Source organism: Lactonifactor longoviformis DSM 17459 (genome assembly GCF_900129135.1).
In the GTDB taxonomy this organism is placed as follows: Bacteria; Bacillota; Clostridia; order Lachnospirales; family Lachnospiraceae; genus Lactonifactor; species Lactonifactor longoviformis.
In genome coordinates, this window is record NZ_FQVI01000022.1 from 34189 (window position 1) to 57105 (window position 22917).

General features: G+C 43.2%; 19 protein-coding genes. 15 read left to right on the plus strand and 4 right to left on the minus strand.

Going from position 1 to position 22917, the window contains the following annotated elements; translation table 11 throughout:
* Positions 1–36: 36 nt before the first annotated feature.
* Positions 37–1466, minus strand: a protein-coding gene (locus BUA56_RS22660; protein ID WP_242946783.1) for an IS3 family transposase whose coding sequence is annotated in 2 segments (ribosomal slippage) — positions 37–968 and positions 968–1466 — 1431 coding nt in all. Because the reading frame shifts where the segments join, the coding sequence is not laid out codon by codon here.
* Positions 1467–1628: 162 nt separating this feature from the next.
* Between BUA56_RS22660 and BUA56_RS16820 the strand changes: the two genes are divergently transcribed.
* The 4 genes from BUA56_RS16820 to BUA56_RS16835 are packed head-to-tail and all read left to right on the plus strand — an operon-like array spanning position 1629 to position 4499.
* Entirely contained in the window at positions 1629–2078 is a 450-nt protein-coding gene (locus tag BUA56_RS16820) for a Fur family transcriptional regulator (protein WP_072853821.1), read from the plus strand.
* Positions 2079–2990, plus strand: a complete 912-nt coding sequence (locus tag BUA56_RS16825; RefSeq protein WP_072853823.1) for a metal ABC transporter substrate-binding protein — start codon at positions 2079–2081, stop codon at positions 2988–2990. It abuts the gene before it with no gap.
* Positions 2991–3012: 22 nt separating this feature from the next.
* Entirely contained in the window at positions 3013–3678 is a 666-nt protein-coding gene (locus tag BUA56_RS16830) for a metal ABC transporter ATP-binding protein (RefSeq protein ID WP_072853824.1), read from the plus strand.
* Positions 3675–4499 (plus strand): metal ABC transporter permease, encoded by an 825-nt coding sequence (locus BUA56_RS16835; RefSeq protein ID WP_072853826.1) that lies wholly within the window; start codon positions 3675–3677, stop codon positions 4497–4499. Before BUA56_RS16830 ends, BUA56_RS16835 begins: the two co-directional genes overlap by 4 nt.
* 56 nt (positions 4500–4555) lie before the next feature.
* Here the strand turns inward: BUA56_RS16835 and BUA56_RS16840 are convergent, their stop codons facing one another.
* Positions 4556–5422 carry an AraC family transcriptional regulator gene (locus BUA56_RS16840; RefSeq protein ID WP_072853828.1) on the minus strand — a complete coding sequence of 289 codons (867 nt, stop codon included), beginning with the start codon at positions 5420–5422 and terminating at the stop codon, positions 4556–4558.
* A 308-nt stretch (positions 5423–5730) separates the two neighbouring features.
* Between BUA56_RS16840 and BUA56_RS16845 the strand changes: the two genes are divergently transcribed.
* From BUA56_RS16845 to BUA56_RS16875, 7 genes are all read left to right on the plus strand, one after another.
* Positions 5731–6546 carry a sugar phosphate isomerase/epimerase family protein gene (locus BUA56_RS16845; RefSeq protein ID WP_072853830.1) on the plus strand — a complete coding sequence of 272 codons (816 nt, stop codon included), beginning with the start codon at positions 5731–5733 and terminating at the stop codon, positions 6544–6546.
* 50 nt (positions 6547–6596) lie between these two features.
* Positions 6597–7907, plus strand: coding sequence for an extracellular solute-binding protein (locus BUA56_RS16850; protein ID WP_072853832.1), 1311 nt, complete (start codon positions 6597–6599; stop codon positions 7905–7907).
* A gap of 61 nt (positions 7908–7968) precedes the next feature.
* Entirely contained in the window at positions 7969–8859 is an 891-nt protein-coding gene (locus tag BUA56_RS16855) for a carbohydrate ABC transporter permease (RefSeq protein ID WP_242946784.1), read from the plus strand.
* A 15-nt stretch (positions 8860–8874) separates the two neighbouring features.
* A complete protein-coding gene (locus BUA56_RS16860; protein ID WP_072853834.1) occupies positions 8875–9768 on the plus strand; it encodes a carbohydrate ABC transporter permease in 894 nt (297 codons plus the stop codon).
* A 20-nt stretch (positions 9769–9788) separates the two neighbouring features.
* Positions 9789–10715 carry a sugar phosphate isomerase/epimerase family protein gene (locus BUA56_RS16865; protein WP_072853871.1) on the plus strand — a complete coding sequence of 309 codons (927 nt, stop codon included), beginning with the start codon at positions 9789–9791 and terminating at the stop codon, positions 10713–10715.
* A 20-nt stretch (positions 10716–10735) separates the two neighbouring features.
* Positions 10736–11824 carry a Gfo/Idh/MocA family protein gene (locus BUA56_RS16870; RefSeq protein WP_072853836.1) on the plus strand — a complete coding sequence of 363 codons (1089 nt, stop codon included), beginning with the start codon at positions 10736–10738 and terminating at the stop codon, positions 11822–11824.
* Positions 11825–11833: 9 nt separating this feature from the next.
* The gene (locus BUA56_RS16875; protein ID WP_072853838.1) at positions 11834–13207 is read left to right on the plus strand and encodes a glycoside hydrolase family 32 protein; all 1374 of its coding nucleotides are present in this window, start codon (positions 11834–11836) and stop codon (positions 13205–13207) included.
* Positions 13208–13253: 46 nt separating this feature from the next.
* On the opposite strand, the gene BUA56_RS16880 is transcribed toward BUA56_RS16875, so the two are convergent.
* Positions 13254–14624 carry an MATE family efflux transporter gene (locus BUA56_RS16880; protein ID WP_072853840.1) on the minus strand — a complete coding sequence of 457 codons (1371 nt, stop codon included), beginning with the start codon at positions 14622–14624 and terminating at the stop codon, positions 13254–13256.
* A gap of 303 nt (positions 14625–14927) precedes the next feature.
* On the opposite strand from BUA56_RS16880, the gene hflX reads away from it, so the two are divergent.
* Both hflX and BUA56_RS16890 read left to right on the plus strand, forming a co-directional pair.
* Entirely contained in the window at positions 14928–16154 is a 1227-nt protein-coding gene (hflX, locus tag BUA56_RS16885) for a GTPase HflX (RefSeq protein WP_341443514.1), read from the plus strand.
* A 393-nt stretch (positions 16155–16547) separates the two neighbouring features.
* Entirely contained in the window at positions 16548–18917 is a 2370-nt protein-coding gene (locus BUA56_RS16890) for a ribonucleoside triphosphate reductase (RefSeq protein WP_072853844.1), read from the plus strand.
* 65 nt (positions 18918–18982) lie between these two features.
* On the opposite strand, the gene BUA56_RS16895 is transcribed toward BUA56_RS16890, so the two are convergent.
* Entirely contained in the window at positions 18983–20209 is a 1227-nt protein-coding gene (locus BUA56_RS16895) for an argininosuccinate synthase (RefSeq protein WP_072853846.1), read from the minus strand.
* Positions 20210–20603: 394 nt separating this feature from the next.
* Between BUA56_RS16895 and argC the strand changes: the two genes are divergently transcribed.
* A complete protein-coding gene (argC, locus tag BUA56_RS16900; RefSeq protein ID WP_072853848.1) occupies positions 20604–21644 on the plus strand; it encodes an N-acetyl-gamma-glutamyl-phosphate reductase in 1041 nt (346 codons plus the stop codon).
* Between the two features lie 35 nt (positions 21645–21679).
* Positions 21680–22903, plus strand: coding sequence for a bifunctional glutamate N-acetyltransferase/amino-acid acetyltransferase ArgJ (gene argJ / locus BUA56_RS16905; RefSeq protein ID WP_072853850.1), 1224 nt, complete (start codon positions 21680–21682; stop codon positions 22901–22903).
* The last annotated feature ends 14 nt before the right edge of the window (positions 22904–22917 follow it).

Here is a 22917-nt window from a genome sequence, read left to right on the forward strand (position 1 = left end):
CTTTATAGCGAAGTAGTTTTTTACTGCTTCGCTATTTTATGCCGCCTGGCTAAGTCTGTATTCTACAGGACTCATCCAAGATAGCTTTTGCTTGATCCTTTGATTATTATAGTAATCTATATACTTTTCTATTGCATCCTTTAATTCTTCATAGCTGTAATAAACGCAGCCATAATACATTTCTTGCTTCATGATGCCAAAGAAGTTCTCCATAACAGAGTTGTCATAACAGTTTCCTTTTCGTGACATACTTTGGTATATACGGTTCGATTTTAAAGTGTTACTGTAAGCTTTCATTTGATAAGCCCAGCCACGATCTGAATGAAATGTTCTTCTGTAGGGACAGTCAGATGTTCGTTTGATTGTTTCGTTTAATGCTGCCATTACATTTTGAGCGGAAGGCTGTTTCCCAATGACATAACTTAGTATTTCTGAATTAAACATATCCATAAATGGGTCAAAGTATAACTTTTGTATTGTCATTCGTCCTTTATCATCCACTTCATAATACTTGAATTCAGTCGTGTCAGTGGTTATCTTCTGATGTGGGATACAGGTGTGAAACCGACGGTGAATTCTGTTTGGAGCAATTCGGCCTACTTTCCCTTTATAAGAACTGTATTTACGACTTTTTCTTGTAAACGATGTCACCTGAAGGCCCAGTTTTTGTATAATTCGTTGGACTTTCTTTTTATTAACAATCCTACCTCGTTTCCTTAATTCTCCATATATTCTTCGGTAGCCAAAGTCTTTGTTTTCTTTACGTATTCCTGTGATGATTTCTTCCAGTTCAGTATCTGGATTTTCTCTGTCAAAGCGTTTTTGCCAGTACATGTATGTAGCTTTAGGAAATCCTGTATACGAGAGAACATCTTTCAGTTTGAAGTCTCTTCGGAGGCTGTGGATGACTCTTGCAGTTCTCTCAGACGTGCTTCGTCCTCTAAACGCAACCTCCTCAGTTCTTTTAAATATGCATTCTCAATTCGTAGTGTTAAAAGTTCATCTTCCAACTGTTTTACATGTTCAGCACTTGTATCTACGGATGCATTCTCAGGAGAAGATACTATTTTTTCCTTATTATTCTCTGATTCCAATGATTTTTTTCGACCTTTCTTCTTAGGTCTCAAAGCATCAGGGCCAGCAATTCTAAAATCATTGACCCACTTTGCAATAAGTGGAGGATTATTCATTCCTAGAGTCAATGCCAACTCCTGATAAGAAACCTCTGTTGATAGGTATAACTCTACCACATGAATCTTAAATTCAAAAGAGTATATATCGTTTTTTCTTGAACGTCTTAACCCATCATCACCAAATTCCTTATAGGCATTAACCCATTTCTGCAGCATCGTTTTATTTCCGTTTGAACTAATACCATGTTTTTTAGATAGATAAGCCAATCCCCCTTTCGCTTGCAAGTATTCCATAACTACTTTCTTCTTAAATTCAAAACTATATTTTGCCATAAAAATACCGACCTCCCAATCGTTAGATTTTTGGTCTAACTTTTGGGGGTCAGTATAGAATAACCAGGCTCTTTTTTAATATTGCAAAGCCCCTTGACAAATTTTGCGTGCATGGTATCATAATACATGCGAATGATTAGCATTTGCATAAGGAGTGATGGGATGAAAGAAAAACAGACAGAGAACATATGGGGACGGGGGTTTAAGCGCACCAAGCAGAGAGAAGAGGTATACGGGATTTTGGAAAAATCGGCGGTTCCCGTAACTGCCCAGGAGATTTATAAGATACTGCTGCTGGAAAAACCCAAAGAATGCCAATATGCATTGTCTACTGTATATCGAGTTCTGAATGCCTTCGAAGAGCATCATTTGGTGAAGAAAAGTTTTCTTCCGGGGGAGGATATGGCCCGCTATGAGCTGGAGCGAAATATTCACGAGCATTATGCAGTCTGTCTGGTATGCCATAAAAGAGTGCCTATCAGCAAATGCCCTTTTGAGAGCGGAGGAATTCAGGTGGCGGAGGATGGATTTGATATTACCGGTCACCGCATTGAGCTCTACGGATACTGCAGAGCGTGCAGACAGAGGGACAATAGGACAGGAGACAGATAAATGAAAAGAGTAACAGGATTGGTTTTGACAGGCCTCATAGCTGTATGTGTGTTATCGGCATGCAAACCAGAGGCTGGGGAAGAAAAGGATGGAAAATTAAAGGTTATGGCAAGCTTCTACACCATGGGTGATTTTGCCCAGAAAGCCGGAGGGGATGAGGTTGAGGTTACGACTATGGTTCCTGCGGGAACAGAACCCCATGACTGGGAGCCGGAAGCTCAGGATATTGCTGCACTGGAGGAGGCTGATGTATTTATTTACAATGGTGCTAAGATGGAACACTGGGTGAAAGATGTGCTTAACACATTAGAAAATAAGGAGCTAATTGTAGTAGAAGCTGCAGAGGACATAGAACTGCTGGGAAGCCATGGGCATCAGGGGGAAGAGGGAGTCTATGATCCCCATGTGTGGCTGGATCCTCGGAATGCCGAAAAGCAGATGGAGACAATAGGGGAGGCACTGGAAAAAGCGGCGCCGGATAAGCAGGAGTATTTTCGGGAAAACTGCAGCAAATATAAAACAGAGTTTGCTCAACTGGATCAAGAGTTTGAAGAACAGCTGGAACCTCTGCCGGGGAAAGACATTATTGTGGCACACGAGGCATTCGGGTACCTGTGCAGGGCTTATGGACTGAATCAGATAGGTATAGAGGGGCTTTCCCCGGACTCGGAGCCGGATCCTGCCAGGATGGAAGAAATTATAGAGTTTGCCAGGGAAAATAAGGTGAAAACCATTTTTTTTGAGGAGCTGACCAGTCCTAAGGTGGCGAATACCATTGCAAAAGAAACAGGAGCTGACACAGCGGTGCTGAATCCTTTGGAGGGACTGACGGAGGAAGAGATAGAGGAAGGAAAAGATTATTTTTCTGTTATGAGAGAGAATCTTCAGGCTTTGGTGAAAGCTTTACAGTGATAAAAGGAGAGCGAGAGACAGTATGAGTGTTATAACGATGAAGGACGCGGAATTCTCCTATGAAGGAGCCCCGGTTATCTGCAGGGGAAACCTGAGGATAGAAGAAGGAGACTTTGCTGTTCTGGTAGGGGAAAACGGTGCGGGTAAAAGTACTCTGTTAAAATTGGTTCTGGGAGAACTTACCCCGTCAGTGGGAGAGGTGCGGATATTTGGGACAGACCCTGGAAAAGTATTTAAAAACTGCCAGATTGGATATATCCCCCAGAACAGCATTGCCCTGAATCAGGGATTTCCTGCAACTGTGGAGGAAATTGTGCTGACCGGGCTTTATGCGCAAATTGGAAGGTTTCATTTCCCCAAAGCCGTTCACAGGAAAAAGGTGGCAGAGATGCTGGGCAGGATGGGGATGGAGGAATATAGGAAGTGCAGAATTGGAGAGCTTTCAGGAGGCCAGCAGCAGAGGGTTATGCTGGCTAGGGCATTGGTGGGGGAGCCTTCTCTGCTCATACTGGATGAACCTACTACCGGCATGGACTCCAAGTCTATAGAAGAGTTCTATGAGATCCTGTGCAGTTTCAACCGGGAGGCGAGGCTTACGATACTGATGGTGACACACGGAGCGCTGCGGGAATGCCAGGGAATCAACCGGATTTTCCGCATAGAGGAAGGCAGGGTGGCAGAGGAATGAGTGTACTTCAATACGCTTTTATGCAGAAGGCCTTTATCGTAGGGATTCTTCTGGCAATTATAACGCCCTGTATTGGGATGACTATTGTATTAAAGCGAATGTCTATGATCGGGGATGCCCTGGCGCATTCCTCGCTGGCAGGAGTGGCGTTTGGCCTCCTTCTGGGTATCAACCCTGTACTGGGAGCTACCGCATTCTGCATCTTTGCAGCCCTTGGCATTGAAGGGATTCGAAAGAAAACTCCCAGATATTCGGAGATGGCTATCGCTATTGTTATGTCTGCCGGAATTGGGCTGGCAGGGGTGTTGTCCGGATTTGTAAAAAATAGTGCTAATTTTAACAGCTTTTTATTCGGAAGCATTGTGGCCATAAGCGATCTGGAGCTCTGGATGGTGATTCTTGTGAGTGTTCTTGTATTGCTTGTTTTTTTACTTCTTTACAAAGAACTGTTCTATGTGGGGTTTGATGAAAGGGCAGCCAGAATATCCGGAGTTTCGGTAAAAACGGTTAATTTTGTTTTTACTCTGTTAACCGCTCTGACTGTTTCCATTGCCTCTCGGACCGTAGGGACTCTGATTGTTTCATCTATGCTGGTAGTGCCTGTTGCTTGTGGGATGCAGATTGGAAAGAGTTACCGTAATACTCTCATCCTCTCTATAATTTTAGCAGTTTTATTTACGGTGGCGGGGCTTACCGTGTCTTATTACGGGAAACTAAAACCGGGTGGGACAATTGTGCTGACAGGGGTACTGGTCTTTGTTATAATCGTGGTCTTTAAATCAATCAGGATAAAATATAAAAAGCATAAGGCAGTCCAATGAGAGGAGAGAGTGAAGATGCAGACTCTCCTCAGGCATAGGAAATAGACTGTCCCGATTCATGATAGTGCTGAGAATGCATTTTTTCTGTATGAACCCGGGGAGAGGCCGCATTCCCGGAGGAAAACTTTATTAAAGTATGTGACATTATCATATCCTACAGTGGTAGAAATATTGATAATCTTTTCATTTGTAACCAGCAATAATCTTTTGGCTTCTCTTATGCGCAGAGCATTTATATATTCTGAGAATGTTTTTCCCATTACTCTTTTAAACAAACGGCAGAAACTGGCACCGCTGAGGAAGATCAGCTGTGCCATTTCTTTTTGTCTGATGGTTTTACGGTAATTCATTTCTATAAAGTCCAAAACCGGCTGGAGACGTATCAAATCTTTTAGCTGTGTTCCAAATATTTTTGGCTGTCTAATCTGGCAGTTCCGCAATAAATATACATATATTTTTTCTATATCAGCTTTCATACTCAACTCAAAAGCCACTTCTTTCTGAAAAAATTCATTTTTTAAATCCCCAAAAAGATGATAAAGCACGTCGTTTTCTGTAATTTGTATCTTGCGCTGGAAATTAGAAGGGCTGCTGTCAAAATAATGGTGATACCTTGATATCATTGATTCTGTAAATGTAAGAGAAAATGTATTGGATTCTACTTGTATGACCATGATTTCAGAATCTGGCTCCATGGCTTTTGTTGCATGTGGTTCTCTGGCATCAATAATAACAAAGTCTCCCGGCATACATGGGATACAGGAATCATTGACCCATATTTGATAGACTCCTTTCAGACAATAGATGAGTTCTAGGAATTCATGCCAATGCCAGGAACTGTTTGTATGATAGAAAAAAACTGAAAAAGGCAGCTGCGAATCTTCACTGTGCAATGAGTTTGTAATACTGTTTTCTAAGTACATAAATCCATCTCCTATACGATACCATATGGGGAAGGGCAGGTATAAAGGGGTGCCCTTGGGTATAAACTAAAGAAACTTAGAGTGTTATTTTAATAATATTAAAGCACAACGGGAAAGTCAACGATAATAGATGAAAATAATATAAATAATTAAAAAAGTATAACATTAAATGGAATATTTTGGACAAAACTTCTAAAATGATAAAATTGTTAAAGAAAACTACAGTATGGATGTAGATAAAACAGGTAAGGGATTATATAATCAGGTCATAAAGTAACTGCTGACAAGAGAGAAAGGGAGAAGATAATATGAAGATAGGATATCAATTGTATTCCTGCAGAAATTCAGCAATGAAAAATCTCTCAGCCGTCCTGCACAGTCTAGCCGAATTCGGCTACGACGGGGTGGAATTAGCCGGGTTTTACGGACATAAACCGGAGGAACTGCGGGAGATGATGGACCGCGAAGGTTTAAGTGCCGTTTCCAGTCATGTCCCTTTGACCGCATGGGAGAGGGACGTGGAGCAAGTCATCCAGGAACACAGAATACTCGGATGTGAATACCTTGCCATCCCATATCTGGACGAGGAGTATCGGCCAGGGAACCCGGCGTTTTCAAATATCATCTGCAGGCTGTTTGAATGGGGAGAGAGGTCCCGGGAGGCCGGGATGCAATTGCTGTACCATAACCATGATTTTGAATTCAGAGAAGTTTCAGGAAAAAAAGGACTGGATTTTTTGATGGACAGTATTCCTTCCAAATGTCTGCTGCCGGAACTGGATACCTGTTGGATTAAATACGCGGGATTTGACCCGGCTGCTTATATCCGCAGATATAAAGGTCAATGTCCGGTAGTACATTTGAAAGACTACATGAGCAGCGGTAAAGAAGGGGAAGTACCCTATGGACTGTTAAAGGAAGAGACAAAGGATGGCCCTCATAAGATACAGAAAGGGTTTACGTATAGTCCCCTGGGATATGGCTGTCAGGATATAGGGCAATTAGTGGAAGCGGCAGAAGAAAGCGGTGCTCAGTGGCTGATTGTAGAACAGGACGAACCGGATGGATATGACGAACTGGAGGCTGCGGCATTAAGCATTGAGACTCTGAAAAGGTATTTGTAATACACCCATAAAAGTGTGCTACTTAACCATATAGGAAAGGAGAGAATAAGATGAAAAGAAAGTTAGCATTGTTGATGGCGTTAGCCTTGACAGTATCATTGGCAGCATGCGGGAATTCAGGAAAAGAGGGAAAGGCAGGGAAGGAGACAACAGACAGCAAAGCTGGGACTGAGGCAGAGGGGAAGGCGGAAGATAAGCCAGAAAAACTTGTCATGGTCACTACTACAGATCACGAAGACTTATATTCTTATGTAGCGGATGAATTTTATGAAAAGTATGGGATTGATGTAGATATTATTTCACTGGCATATGCAGATGTACATGACAAAGAAGTAACCATGGCGCTCGGGGGAAGCCAGCTGGATATTCTGACGGTTGACACTGTGTGGCCGGGGGAATTTGCAAAATCAGGGATTGCCAGACCCCTGAACGAATACTTTACAGAGGAAGAGATAGCACAGCTATACCCTGCATTTGTGGATGAAATGTCAGTGGGGGATGATATATATGCGATTCCTACAATGACCGAAGGAAAATGGCTTTTCTATAATAAAGAAATGCTGGAGGAAGCCGGATACAGCGCACCGCCCTCAACGTATGATGAAATGCTGGAAATGAGCAGGAATATGATGGACAAGGGGATCTGCAAACATGGAACTGCGTGGGCGGCATCCCAGGCAGAAGGATTTGTATGTGACTTCAACGCTGCCTTATATGCTTATGGCGGAGAGTGGATAAATGAAAACGGAGACTTTGTGTTTAACAGCAAAGCGGGGGTAGATGCCCTGAACATGTTTATTAACTCTATGAAGGATAACACAGCGGATCCGGCGTCTGTTTCTTACTCAGACAGGGATAATTTGGATCCGTTTATGGCAGGAGATACTGCTTTTGTGACCTGCTGGTCCTATGCTTATGATTTTACCAATGATCCTGCGAACAGCTCTGTGGCAGGAAAGGTAGAGGTGGCGATTGCGCCAGGTCAGGGGGAGGTAGAGTATTCTGCCACAACCGGAGGTGGCGGATTGGGAATAACCTCCAGCTGCAAATATCCGGAATGGGCTGTGGAGTTTATTAAAATAGCTATCAGCTATGAGGTGCAAAAAGATGTACTCGACAAGTTTGGAAATATGCCTATCTTAAAACGCGTTTTAGAGGATCCTGAGATTCTCAAGGACAACCCTGAGTTTGAGATTATGGCGAAGCAATTTGATTATGCTCATGGGCGGCCTACCATAGCAGATTACAGCTCATGGAGCAAAATGCTGCAGCTAAATCTGAGCAAAGCACTGGCTGGAGAGGTAACTGCACAGGAAGCATTGGATGAAGCCGTCCGTATCTCTAACCAAGAATATAAGTAGATGATATTCTGAAACATGGATCAAGGGTGATACGTATGTGAAGTGAGTTATAGGAGAAAACATGAAAAGAATGGTTGACAATAAAAAATTTAATCGTCAAATGCCGGCATATAAGCTGATCTGTCCTGCAATGCTCGTTATCTTCGCATTAAACATTTATCCTCTGCTCAACACATTTGTTATCAGTTTTCAATGGAAGAATATGCTGGATGCTTCCAAAAATGGGTTTGCAGGACTGGAACAGTACATAAGTGTACTGACAAATTCTGAGTTTTGGAATTCTGTGAAGGTCACGGGGCAGTTTGTAATTATGTCACTGACCATACAATCCTTTTTTGGAATGCTGATTGCACTTCTTCTTAACCAGAATTTTAAGGGAAGAAGATTTGTCCGTGGAGCAATCCTTGCTCCATGGGCAGTTCCCACACTGGTAAACGCAGTACTTTGGGGATGGATGCTGAATGCTAATTATGGATTGATTAACAGACTTTTAATGCAGTGGGGGAGAATATCGGAACCTGTGGCATGGCTGGGCGACGCGAAAATAGCTATGATTATGATAGTACTTGCTGATACCTGGAGGATGCTGCCATTAACTGTATTAATGTTCTTGTCAGGGCTTCAGTCTGTATCTGCTGTAAGCCTGGAAGCGGGGAAAATTGACGGTGCAAACGTGTTTCAGAGATTTTTTCACATTATTCTGCCCCAGATGAAGCCAATAATACTGGTGGTGCTTATTATGCGTACCACACAGACCATGAAGGTGTTTGATATTGTATATATGCTTACCAATGGAGGACCGGCCAATGGCACCATGGTAATTAGCTTCTATACCTATTACACAACATTTAAAAGCCTGAATTTTGGTTTGGGTGCAACACTGTCAATTGTTATAGCAGGGATTATTTTTTTGATAACTCTATTATATCTGAGGATTTTGAAGGAAGCTTAATCAAAGGTATGGCCTATGAAGAAAAAAGGGAAAAGTATAAAAAGAAGAATTGGAAGAGTCGGAATCTATCTGGGGGTAATACTGCTGCTGCTATGGACGTTTGCTCCTTTGCTTTGGATGTTTTATTCTTCTATTTGTGAGAAGAGTGAACTGCTGACGGGGGGGCCCGTCGTCTGGCCTGAGAATGTCACCTTTTACAGATACCGGGAGTTCTTTTCTTCGATAATAAAAGTATTCCGTGGAGGAAGAATCGCAAGCACATCAGAAGTATTTATTCATTCCATATTTAACAGCTTTAAAGTTGCTGCTGTTACCACAGGTATTTCTCTGCTTATCGGAGGGATGGCAGCATATGCCTTTGCAAGACTGAGGTTTAGAGGCAGCAATATGCTGATGATTCTGGCATTGTTTATTCAATTACTGCCAACTGTGTCATTGGTGATACCTCTGTATGAGACTGTCTCCAGACTCGGAATGATTGACAGGATCGTTACTCTTGTTGTTTTATACCTTGGAATGGTAATGGCGTATGCCATCTGGGTACTGCACGGCTACTTTAAATCAATACCGCCTGATTTAGAGGATGCTGCCAGGATTGACGGGTGCAATTATTTTCAGGCATTCCTGAGAATTATTGTACCCTTGGCAAAACCGGGATATGTTGCAGTTGGGACGTTGGTCTTTTTAATGTGTTGGGATGAATTTTTGTATGCACTCATCTTTATGAACTCAAAAGAGACAACTACACTTACAGTCGCTTTATCGCAATTTAGTACCACTCATGGGGGGATAGACTACGGAATGCTGATGGCAGGCGGCTGTATTGCAACTTTGATTCCCCTGCTGTTAGCAATCTTTTTCCAGAAATATATTGTTTTGGGACTAACTGCAGGAGGCGTGAAAGACTAGGAACAGTGAAAGGAGAATTTATGAAAGTAGGAGCAGCAGTAGGATGCTTTACACATCCTCATTATGAACCGCCGTATGAAGAAGCGGTTAAGACGATTGGAGAACTGGGATTTGACGGCATTGAATTAATTGCCTATACGGCAGAAGATTTAAATGAGTATTATACGGATGAACGCTGCCGGGAACTGGACAGGATGATTAAGGGCTATAACATGGAGCTGTCAGAATTTATCTTATATGCACATGCAGTAGAAGATTTATTAGACAACGATGACAAAAAAAGAGACAGGGCATTAGACTTTTTTGAACGGGGATTAGAGACTGCCGCCAAACTTGGTACGGATACGATTAATGTAGTTTCTAACTGGCCTAAGGAACTGCGAGCACCCGTTCCGTATTTGCCGTCATCTATACACCCGTATGCGCCTGGATTTGAACTTTTTGAGCCCAAACATATGATAGAGATGCCTCCAAACTTTGACGCAGGAGGAGTATGGGAGCGGTATGTGGAATCCTTAAGCAAAGCTGTGGAGCTGTGCGAAAAGTATAAAATCAGATTTGCTCTTGAGGGCCATGCAAATGTTGTGATTGGCACAACAGACGGTATGCTCAGGGCTTTTGACAGAATATCCAGTCCTTATTTTGGAACCAATTTTGATGCGGCATGGCAGTCCATGCAGCGGGAATATCTTCCGTGGTCTGTCTATAAACTGAGAGAAAAAATCTTTCATGTACATCTTAGAGATACAGATGGACTGCTCTGTTATTCATACCCGGTAGGACTGGGGATAATTGATTGGAATGGATTTGTCAGAGCACTTAAGGAAACAGGGTATCAGGGATTTCTTTCCATGGAACTGGGAGGCTTGAAGAGACCTGAAAAATATGTAAAAGATTCTTTAGAGTATATCCGCAGAATTTTAAAAGAAGAAGAGGCAGATGAATAATACAAGTAAGGAGAGGTTTTATGAGAATTCTTAAATGCGCGTTAGCAGGATGCGGTGATATAGCCAGAGGCAGGTATTTTTATTCATTCGAAAGAATGAAAGACAAAACGGAATTAATTGGAGTGTATGATACGGACAGTGAACGTCTTCATAAAACAGCCGAAGAGCTTCGGGTAAAAGAATATACAGATTGGAAGGAACTGCTGCAGGACAAAGAGGTAGAGGCGGTTATCGTAACCTCTTACCACACTACCCATGCCCGTTTGGTTACAGAGGCATTAAATGCGGGAAAACATGTGTTGTGTGAAAAACCGGTTGCAACTAATTTAAAGGACGCTTTAATGATCAAAGAGGCAGCTGATAAGACCAATAAAATATTTATGGCACTCCCCAACGATGCATATACACATATCAGAGAAGTGAAAAAGATGATCGGTCAGGGGCTTATAGGCAATGTTTGTGCAGTAGACGGAGTCTTTGCTCACCAGGGACCATTACACGCACCATGGTTTTTTGATAAATCAGTGGCAGAATGGGGAGTATTGGCAGATTTGGGTATATACCCAATCAGCATGCTTACATATCTGTTCGGTCCGGTGGACGAGGTGTATGGAAAAACAAATATAATGCAAAGAGAGAGGACCAGTCTGAAAGGAGAAAAGTTCAATCCCACGGTGGAAGACAATGCAGTGGTAGTCATGAGCTGGAAAGACGGAAAAATGGCCAGCATACGTGCAAACTGGTGTACTGCTGCAGATAAGGATCTCTGTGTATGGGAGTTTAGAATTTATGGGGACAAAGGAATTATTTATATCAATATGAATGATTCTGAACATCGGGTAATTGTGTATTCTCCATATCAGAAAGTAAGTGATTCCAAAATCACTTATGCCGGATTCAAAGATTGCTACAAAATCCAAGTGGATATGTCAGATTTAAATATAGATATTTTGGAAGAGTTTGCAGAGGCAGTGGATAAGAATCAGAAATTCCCTGAGGATGGATGTTCAATTACAAGACAGGTCCATGTGGTAGAAATCATTGAAGGTGTGTATGCCTCCTCGGAGAAGGGAAATGCAGTTAAGATACATTCAACATTCAGACATTGAGGTGATTATATGAAACATAAACCAAGTTATCATTTCAGGCCGGAGCAGAATTGGATCAACGACCCCAATGGACCCATATATTTTGAAGGGAAGTATCACCTTTTTTATCAGTATAATCCTTCAGGATATCAATGGGGGAATCTTCACTGGGGCCATGCAGTCAGCGGGGACATGGTCCATTGGAGTCATCTGGAGCCTGCATTATATCCGGCAAAAGATAGGGGAGAAAATTTTTGCTTCTCGGGCTGTGCATATGAAAACGACGGCCGGTTAGAGATTTTCTACACAAGTGTGGGATCCTATGGACATGGAGAGCGGGGACATATTGAGGGCGCGGAGCAGTGGATAGCCGTCACGGAGGATATGAAGACCTGGAAACAGATAGATGAGAATCCTATTTTATCCCCAGAACAGAACAGAAGGCAGGGAAAATATCTGACCCATTGGAGAGACCCTTTTGTATTTCAGTATGGGGGAGAGATCTTAATGGTCATTTCAGGAATTGTAGATGGCTGGAAGGCGGCATTTCATATCTACCAATCAAAGGATTACCGCAATTGGGAATATAAGAACTGCTTTTATACAGAATGCAGAACAACAATTTATGAGTGTCCCAATGTGATGGTCTTTGGGGAGAAAATTGTATTTGTCTATACTTGCTTTCAGGAAAATGCACAGTATGTTGTGGGGACTTTAAATGAAGACTATTCGCTTCATGTGACCCGGCACGGTGAAATTATAGATAGTGGCTGCTTTTGTGCCTCTAATGTATTCAAGGATCCCAAGGGGCGCTATATTATGTGGGGATGGCTGCGGGAAGATGACAGAAATGAACTTATCACTGACGGACCCTGGTCCGGCGCCATCTCTCTCCCCAGAGTAGTCACATTGGAGGACGGAGACATGGTAAGTTTCTCCTGCGCAGAGGAGGTTAAATTACTGAGAAAGCTTACAGAAACACATCAGCTTTGTGGGTTTTCAGGCACAAAAAAGATGTCCTGTCATTCTATGACAGCAGAAGTAGAATGCTTCTTAAAGACAGACGGAGATATCAGAATACGGGTACTTGACTCGGAAGACGGGACTGAATATACAGATATCTGGATCCTGTCCAGGGCAAAAACAATTTGGATATACCGTGAAAGATCTTCTGTGATTCCTGAAGTTGTGAAAGACTCTCTTTATAGCAGGTATCGGGGAGATGAACAGCATGTGTCTATACGTGCCTTTATTGACAATTCCGTTTTAGAAGTTTTCGTAAATGACAGCACGGTTCTGTCAGGCAGAGTATACCCGGTAAATGACAGGGCAGGCATTTCATTTACAGTAGAGAACGGAACTGCAGATGGCTGTGTGAATCTATATCAGATGACAGATAGCTGATATAGATTCGTGAAGCCTTACACAAGAAAACCGTGGATACAATATCTTATTGTTCTAAAGTGTCAATTTCCTTTTTCTTTGTATGACGCAGAAACAGCACGCACAGTACAAAGGAAAACAATTCTGCTATGGGAAATGCCCACCATACCGCAGACAGGCCACCAACTCTGGCGAGGAGATAAGCTGCAGGCAGAAGAACAACCAGCTGCCGGATGACGGATACCCAAAGGCTCAGCATTCCGTGACCCAGAGACTGGAAAACGGATGACGATATGATACAGAAACCGGCCAGCAGGTAACTCAGGCTAATGATTCTGAGGGCCGGTACCCCAATAGCGGTCATGTTGTCAGAGGCGTTAAAAATATTCAGAAGCTGGGAGGGTATGAGCTGGAAAAGTGCCAGTCCTATAAGCATGATACTCACTGCCGCAATGACACTGACAAGGACTGCCTGCTTAATCCGTGAGCTCTTTCTTGCCCCGTAGTTATAGGCAACGATTGGAACCAATCCGTTATTCAGTCCGAATATAGGCATAAATACAAAGCTCTGAAGCTTAAAATAGACACCAAATACAGCTGTAGCTGTAGAGGTAAATGCGATCAGAATCTTATTCATGCCAAAGGTCATAACGGAGCCGATAGATGCCATTATAATAGAAGGAATACCCACGGAGTAAATCCCTTTAATAATTTTACCGGACCACTTAAAACCGCGGAGAGTGATATGTAACTCCTTATTCTTTTTCAGGTTAAACCAGACAGCCAGGATGGCTGCGATGATCTGGCCGGTTACAGTTGCGATGGCAGCTCCTGCCACTCCCAGCTTAGGAAAACCGAGAAGTCCGAAGATCATAATGGGATCCAGAATAATATTGATAATTGCCCCCAGGCCCTGTGTAATCATAGTATAGAAGGTTTTTCCTGTGGACTGCAGAAGACGTTCAAAGGTTATCTGAAGAGACATACCAAAGGAAAAAATACAGCAAATTTTCATATAGGATGTACCGTATGATACTATCTGGGCATCCTGGGTCTGAATGGTATAAAATAATTTAGAAAAAAAGATACCTATTAAAAGAAATACAACAAAACTGATAATGGTGAGGATAATTCCGTGATTGGCTACTTTATTTGCCCGATCAATTTTCTTTTCCCCAAGGCTTCTGGATAGAAGCGCGTTAATGCCTACTCCTGTACCGGTGAGAATAGAAATCATTAAGTTCTGTACCGGAAAAGCTAAAGATACCGCAGTCAGAGCATTCTCATTCAATTGTGCTACAAACATACTGTCTACAACATTATATAAAGCCTGTACCAACATAGAAATAATCATTGGCAGTGACATGGTAAGAAGCAGTTTGGGTACGGGCATAACGCCCATCTTGTTCTCTGCCTGCGGTGCACGTGTGTTTTCCATATAATACCTCCATAGATTAAAAAAATTATTAGTTGAGTCGCCAACTAATAAATGCACTATTGATAAGTATAAAGCTTTCTGATTTTATTGTCAATCTTTTTCATATTTGCCATTTGAACTGGGAATCAGAGGTGGACAGGCTGCTATACTTGTGGTAGCCTGTGATTACAGAACGATTTCTCAAGGCGCTGAGTGAGGGAATGAAAAGCCAGCGGGAATATCAATTGGGAAAAAGTCTTATAATAATATCTATGAAAACCCAAGGGAAAGGAAGAATAAGACTATACCATGCAGTTATACGATATGAGTCAGATTGAAGAGAGAGTCATCCTGGTGGGAGTACAGGAGAACGACAGGGAGAATACAGAGGAATCTCTGGAGGAACTGGGAGAACTCGCTAGAACCGCCGGGGCACAGGTGGCAGGTACGCTAATCCAGAACAGGGAAGCCATACATCCTGTCACATATGTAGGAAAAGGAAAGCTGGAGGAGCTGAAGGGGCTTGTTTATGCACTGGACGCCACAGGAATTATCTGTGATGATGAATTGTCTGCAGTGCAGCTGAGAAATTTGGAGCAGAGTCTGGAATGTAAGATCATGGACAGGACTTTGCTGATTTTAGATATCTTTGCCGCCAGAGCTACCAGCAGTGAGGGTAAGATTCAGGTAGAGCTTGCACAGCTTAGGTACAGAGCTGCAAGACTGGTGGGACTGCGCAATTCGCTGTCACGCCTTGGGGGCGGAATAGGAACCAGGGGGCCGGGAGAAAAGAAATTAGAGATGGACAGACGGCTGATCCACACTCGGATTGGTTTGCTCAAACGGGAACTGGAGGATGTAAAGCAGCACCGGGAGCTAATAAGAAAGCAGAGAGCAAAGACGCATAAAAAGGTGGCAGCACTGGTGGGGTATACATCGGCTGGGAAAAGCAGTATGCTGAACGCCCTTACAGATGCCGGCATCTATGAGGATGAGATGTTGTTCTCTACACTTGATACCACCACAAGGGCACTGAAGCTTTCCGGCAAGCAGGAGATCCTGCTCACAGATACCGTAGGTTTTATACAAAAGCTGCCTCATCACCTCATAGAGGCATTTAAGAGCACTCTGGAGGAAGCCAGGTATGCGGATATTATTATACATGTAGTAGATGCTTCCAATCCCCGGATGGATACACAAATGCATGTAGTGTATGAGACTCTCCGCCAGCTGCAGGTAGAAAATAAGCTCATAGTTACATTGTTCAATAAACAGGACAGACTGTGTGTACCGGGAGGCTTCCGGGATTTTCGGGCAGATTATTCTATTCTAACCTCGTCAAAAACAGGACAGGGCCTGGAGGAGCTAAGAGAAGTACTGGCAGAGATTCTCAGAGAAGGCCAGATTTATATTGAAAGGCTCTATCCTTATGAAAAAGCAGGGCTTCTTCAGCTTATCAGACAGGGAGGAGAGTTGTTAGAAGAGGAATATCTTCCGGAAGGGATTTCCGTTAAGGCATTTGTCTCCAAGGAAATTTACCCTAAGATTTAGGCGCATTGTGAATGTTGCACAAAGAAACTGGTAAATAATACCATAACTAGTAAAGGGTAATTCGTAAATGCGGACAACTTTTTGAAGACAGAGATCTGAGGTGGAGGAAGGCAGTAAATGTTCGGCAGTATTTGCTATTTACGGAAAAATCTCTTGTTCAGCAACAGCTTTTACAAAATAGAAGATAGAAAATAGTAGTCAAAATTACACCATATATTGTTTCTTCATAAAAGCAGACACAATATATGGTGCTTTTTGCTCTTGACTCTCCCATATGTCTCTGATACAATGTTACGTACAGGAACCTGCCTTGGAAGGGAACAGATAAGCAAAAGCAGGTGCCGGGGAATGATAATTAAGGGAAAACACTACATAGATCGAGGAGGAAATACAATGTTTCAGGTAGTAAAAAGAGATGGAGAAATAGCAGAATTTAAGATGAACAAAATTACCCGTGCCATCGGAAAAGCCTTTGCTGCTAATGAGAAACATTTCAGCGATGATATGCTGGAATTATTAGGACTGCGCGTAACCTCAGATTTTCAGAAAAAGATCAGAGACAACCAGATAACGGTGGAAGATATCCAGGACAGTGTTGAGAATGTTCTGATCCAAACCGGATATTCTGAAGTGGCAAAAGCATATATTCTTTACAGAAAACAGAGAGAAAAAGTCCGCAATATGAAATCTACCATTGTAGACTACAAGGATATTGTAAATAGCTATGTTAAGATAGAAGACTGGAGGGTAAAAGAAAACTCCACAGTAACCTATTCCGTAGGAGGACTGATTCTCAGCAACTCCGGTGCTGTCACAGCTAATTACTGGCTGTCTGAGATTTACGACGATGAGGTTGCTGAGGCACACCGCAATGCTGATATTCATATTCATGACTTATCTATGCTTACCGGCTACTGCGCGGGGTGGTCTCTGAAACAATTGATTCAGGAAGGCCTGGGAGGAATAGAAGGAAAGATAACATCCGCTCCTGCCAAACACTTGAGCGTGCTCTGCAATCAGATGGTCAACTTCCTTGGCATTATGCAGAACGAATGGGCAGGAGCCCAGGCATTCTCCTCTTTTGACACTTACCTGGCGCCTTTTGTAAAGACCGACGACCTGAGCTACCAGCAAGTGAAGAAATGTATTGAATCCTTTATATATGGAGTGAATACACCGAGCCGATGGGGGACACAAGCGCCGTTTTCCAATATTACACTGGACTGGACAGTTCCCGACGATTTGGCGGAGCTTCCCGCAATTGTAGGCGGAAAAGAGATGGATTTTAAGTATAAAGACTGTAAAAAAGAGATGGATATGATCAACAAAGCATTTATTGAGACCATGATCGAAGGTGACGCCAACGGCAGGGGCTTCCAGTATCCCATTCCGACCTATTCCATTACCTCTGACTTTGACTGGTCTGATACAGAAAATAACCGTCTGCTGTTTGAAATGACATCCAAATACGGAACCCCGTATTTCTCCAACTATATTAACAGTGATATGGAGCCCAGCGATGTGCGCAGCATGTGCTGCCGTCTGAGACTTGATCTGAGAGAGCTCAGAAAGAAAACCGGGGGATACTTCGGCTCCGGGGAAAGTACAGGCTCTGTGGGTGTTGTTACCATTAATATGCCAAGGCTGGCATACCGCTCCAATACTGCAGAAGAATTCTACAGGCATCTGGATCATATGATGGATATATCCGCACGTTCCCTCCATATTAAGAGAACGGTTATCACAAAGCTTCTGAACGAGGGACTTTATCCATATACCAAGAGGTATCTGGGCAGCTTTGACAATCATTTCTCTACCATTGGCTTAATTGGCATGAATGAAGTTGGGCTGAATGCAAAATGGCTGGGACAGGATATGACAGATGAAAAGACTCAGGCATTTTCAAAAGAAGTGCTGAACTATATGCGAAACCGTCTTTCTGATTATCAGGAGGAATACGGTGAACTCTACAATCTGGAGGCAACTCCGGCAGAATCCACTACCTACCGTCTGGCAAAGCATGACAGAGAACAGTGGCCGGATATTAAAACCGCAGGCGCTGAAGGGGATACACCATACTATACCAATAGCTCTCACCTGCCTGTTGAGTATACGGAAGATATATTCGACGCCCTGGATATTCAGGATGAACTTCAGACACTATACACTTCCGGAACCGTATTCCATGCTTTCCTGGGAGAAAAGCTTCCGGACTGGAAAGCAGCGGCATCGCTGGTGCGCAAGATTGCGGAAAATTATAAACTGCCTTACTATACACTGTCTCCAACGTATTCTGTGTGCAAGGAACACGGGTATATTGCAGGGGAACACTTTATATGCCCCACCTGCGGTAAATCCGCAGAGGTATACAGCCGTATTACCGGATATTATCGCCCGGTTCAAAACTGGAATGACGGTAAGAGCCAGGAATATAAAAACAGAAAACTATACAATGTGTCTCACTCCCAGATGAAGCCTGCCCATAAGAGTCTGGTTAAGATATCCCAGGAAACTGTGGAGGTGACACCAGTGGCTGATGACAAGAAATTATTGTTTACCACAAGCACCTGCCCCAACTGCCGGATAGCGAAACAGATGCTGGAAGGGGAAGAGTTTAAGATTATTGATGCGGAGCAGCACCCGGATCTTGCTCAGAAATATGGAATTATGCAGGCTCCCACTTTGGTGGTGGTAAGTCAGGGAGAAGCCACAAAGTATGTAAATGCTTCTAATATTCAGAGATATGTGGAGAATAGATGTTAGAATGAAAGATGGATAAATAAAGAGGTATGCCGCGTGATGAGCGGCATACCTCTTTATTAACAAAATTATTTATTATTTTTCTCAGCCTCGGCCATTTTCATAGCGCGCACTTTTAAGGGAAGACCAAACAGGGTAATAAAACCGCTGGCATCGTTGTGATCGTATAGCTCGCCTGTGGTGAAGGAGGCTAAGGATTCGCTGTACAGGCTGTACGGTGAGGTGGTTCCGGCTTTGATAATATTTCCTTTGTAAAGCTTAAATTTAACTTCACCGGTTACATATTCCTGTGTTGACTCTACAAATGCCTGGATAGCCTCGCGAAGAGGTGTAAACCATTTACCTTCATACACGATCTGGGCAAATTTATTTCCCAGGTCCTTTTTAGTCTCCATAGTTGCCCGGTCTAATACAAGCTCCTCCAGCTGCTGATGAGCTTCCATCAGAATAGTTCCTCCCGGAGTTTCATAGACGCCTCTGGATTTCATTCCAACCACACGGTTTTCTACAATGTCTACGATTCCAATGCCATGTTTTCCGCCCAGTTCATTCAGCTTGGTGATGATCTCGGAAACTTTTAGACTTTCTCCGTTTAAACGCACAGGAACACCTTTTTCAAAGGTCATGGTTACATATTCTCCTTCTTCGGGAGCTTGTTCAGGAGTAACTCCAAGTACCAGCAGATGTTCATAGTTAGGCTCATTGGCAGGATCCTCAAGTTCTAAACCTTCATGGCTGATGTGCCATAGATTTCGGTCCCGGCTGTAGCTGCTGTCTGCGGAGAAAGGCAGGTCAATGCCGTGCTGCTTACAGTACTCAATTTCGTCTTCTCTTGACTGCATAGTCCAGACATCTGTCATTCTCCAGGGGGCGATAATTTTAAGATCGGGGGCCAGCGCCTTGATGCCAAGTTCAAAACGGATCTGATCGTTTCCTTTGCCGGTGGCTCCGTGACAGATGGCAGTTGCGCCTTCCTTTCTGGCAATTTCCACCAGACGCTTGGCGATAACTGGACGAGCCATGGAAGTGCCCAGCAAATATTTATTTTCATAGACTGAGTTGGCCTGTACGCATGGTACAATATAGTCGTCACAAAATTCGTCTATTACATTTTCTATGTAAAGCTTGGATGCTCCGGAAAGCTTGGCTCTTTCGTCCAGTCCGTCTAATTCGTTGCCCTGTCCGCAGTCTATGCAGCAGCATACTACATCATAGTCAAAGTTTTCTTTTAACCAGGGAATGATCGCTGTGGTATCCAGTCCGCCGGAATATGCTAAAATTACCTTTTCTTTCATGCTTATATCCTCCTAAATTTATACGGCCGTCTTTTGTGCGTGCCTTATACTAATGGTTAATATACATCATTTGTTATAATTATGCAAGTATAAATAGCAAAAATGATGAATTTTTTTATACCGGGTATCTGCAGGAACCTTTATAACAGAGGAAATTTAAGCGGACGCTTCTATATTAATGAAAAAACAGAAAAAAGGTTGCATAATATACAATGATAATGTATAATTATGCAAATGAAAAGAAAGCTGCCACAGTTCTCACATCACTGTTCTGCGAAGTGTTCTGCCGGGCAAAACTGAATATCATATCTTGAAAAGCCCGGAGAAGTATTATATCATTAAGAATGAGTAAGCAGGACTACTGTAAAAAATAGAAAGAAATGAGGGAAAATCAATGATTAAAGCAGGAATCATCGGATCTACCGGCTATGCGGGGTCAGAGCTGGTACGTCTGTTGCAGGGACATAAAGAGGCAGAGATTACATGGTATGGATCCAGAAGCTACATAGACAAAAAATACAGTGAAGTTTATCAGAATATGTTTCAAATTGTAGATGATGTATGTATGGATGATAATATGGAAGCATTGGCAGAACAGGTAGATGTGATTTTTACCGCTACCCCCCAGGGATTCTGTGCATCTATGCTGAATGAGAAGATGCTGGAAAAAGTTAAAATTGTAGATCTGAGTGCAGATTTCAGGATTAAGGATGTAGCAACCTATGAGGAGTGGTATAAGATAGAGCATAAATCCCCCCAGTTTATAGAGGAGGCGGTGTACGGGCTGTGTGAAATTAACAGAGAGAAGGTAAAGAAGGCCAGACTGGTAGCTAATCCGGGGTGCTACACGACCTGCAGTATTCTTACGGTGTATCCTTTGGTAAAAGAAGGGATCATTGACCCCAATACCATTATCATAGACGCTAAGTCTGGTACCTCCGGAGCAGGAAGAGGGGCGAAAGTAGATAACCTTTTCTGTGAGGTGAATGAAAATATGAAGGCATATGGGGTGGCTACCCACCGTCATACGCCGGAGATTGAAGAGCAGCTGGGATACGCGGCCGGGGAAGAAATTAAAATCAATTTTACTCCTCATCTGGTGCCCATGAACAGGGGAATTCTGGCTACTGCCTATGCTGGACTGAAGAAGGACGTCTCGTATGAGGACGTAAAGGCAGCTTATGATAAGTATTATGCCGGGGAGAAGTTTGTGCGGGTACTGGATAAGGATATATATCCCCAGACGAAGTGGGTAGAAGGCAGTAATTACGTGGATATTAACTTTAAGATTGATGCCAGAACGAACCGTATCATAATGATGGGTGCTCTGGACAATCTGGTGAAGGGAGCAGCCGGTCAGGCGGTACAGAATATGAACCTGCTATTTGGATTTGAAGAATGGGAAGGTCTGGATTTGGTTCCCATGTTTCCATAAAAACACAGAACAATAAGAGAAAGGAAGAGTGAATCATGAAAGTATTTGAGGGAGGAGTAACCGCTCCTCAGGGATTTCAGGCGGCTGGCCTTGCAGCAGGCATTAAAAAGGAAAACACAAAAGATATGGCTATGATTTACAGTATTGTGCCATGTAAAGCAGCGGGGACATTTACTACGAATGTGGTGAAGGCAGCTCCGGTAAAATGGGATCAGAAAATTGTGGCCGAGGAGCCTTTTGCTCAGGCAGTAGTGTGCAACAGCGGAATTGCCAATGCCTGCACAGGGGAGGAAGGCTATGGATACTGCAGACAAACTGCTGCAGCTGCAGGTGAAGCACTTCATATACCTGCAGAGTCGGTGTTGGTTGCCTCTACGGGAGTCATAGGGAAACAGCTCCCCATGGATATTCTGGCACAGGGAGTAAAGGACATGGTTCCGCTGCTCTCTCCAAGCAGAAAGGCCGGCTCTCTGGCTGCCCAGTCCATATTGACAACAGACACTGTGAAAAAGGAGATTGCCGTGGAAGTGGAGATCGGCGGTCAAAAAGTAACCATTGGGGGAATGTGCAAGGGTTCGGGTATGATACATCCGAATATGTGTACTATGCTGAGCTTTATTATGACTGATGTGGAGATCAGCAAGGAACTGCTCCAGGAGGCTTTGAGCGACAGTGTAAAGGACACCTATAATATGATCTCTGTAGATGGAGATACATCAACAAATGATACGGTACTGCTAATGGCAAACGGTCTTGCCTGCAACCTGGAAATCAAAGAAAAAAATCAGGATTATGTAATCTTTAAAGAGGCACTTGACTATGTCAATACCTATCTGGCAAAGGCAATTGCGGGAGACGGAGAGGGTGCAACCGCATTGTTTGAGGTCAGGGTGACAGGTGCCCAGAGCAAGGAGCAGGCGGTTATACTGAGCAAATCAATTGTCACCTCCAGTTTGACAAAGGCGGCGATCTATGGTCATGATGCCAACTGGGGAAGAATTCTCTGTGCCATGGGGTACTCCGGCGCACAGTTTGATCCGGAAAAAGTGGATTTGTTTTTTGAAAGCTCGGCCGGCAGAATCCAGATCATTGAGAACGGCGTTGCCGTAGATTACAGCGAAGATGAGGCAACGAAAATCCTCTCAGAAAAGGCAGTTACAGCAATTGCTGATGTAAAGATGGGAGATGCTTCTGCCACTGCATGGGGCTGTGATCTGACCTATGATTATATTAAGATTAACGCAGATTACAGATCTTGACCTGCGTCAGATTC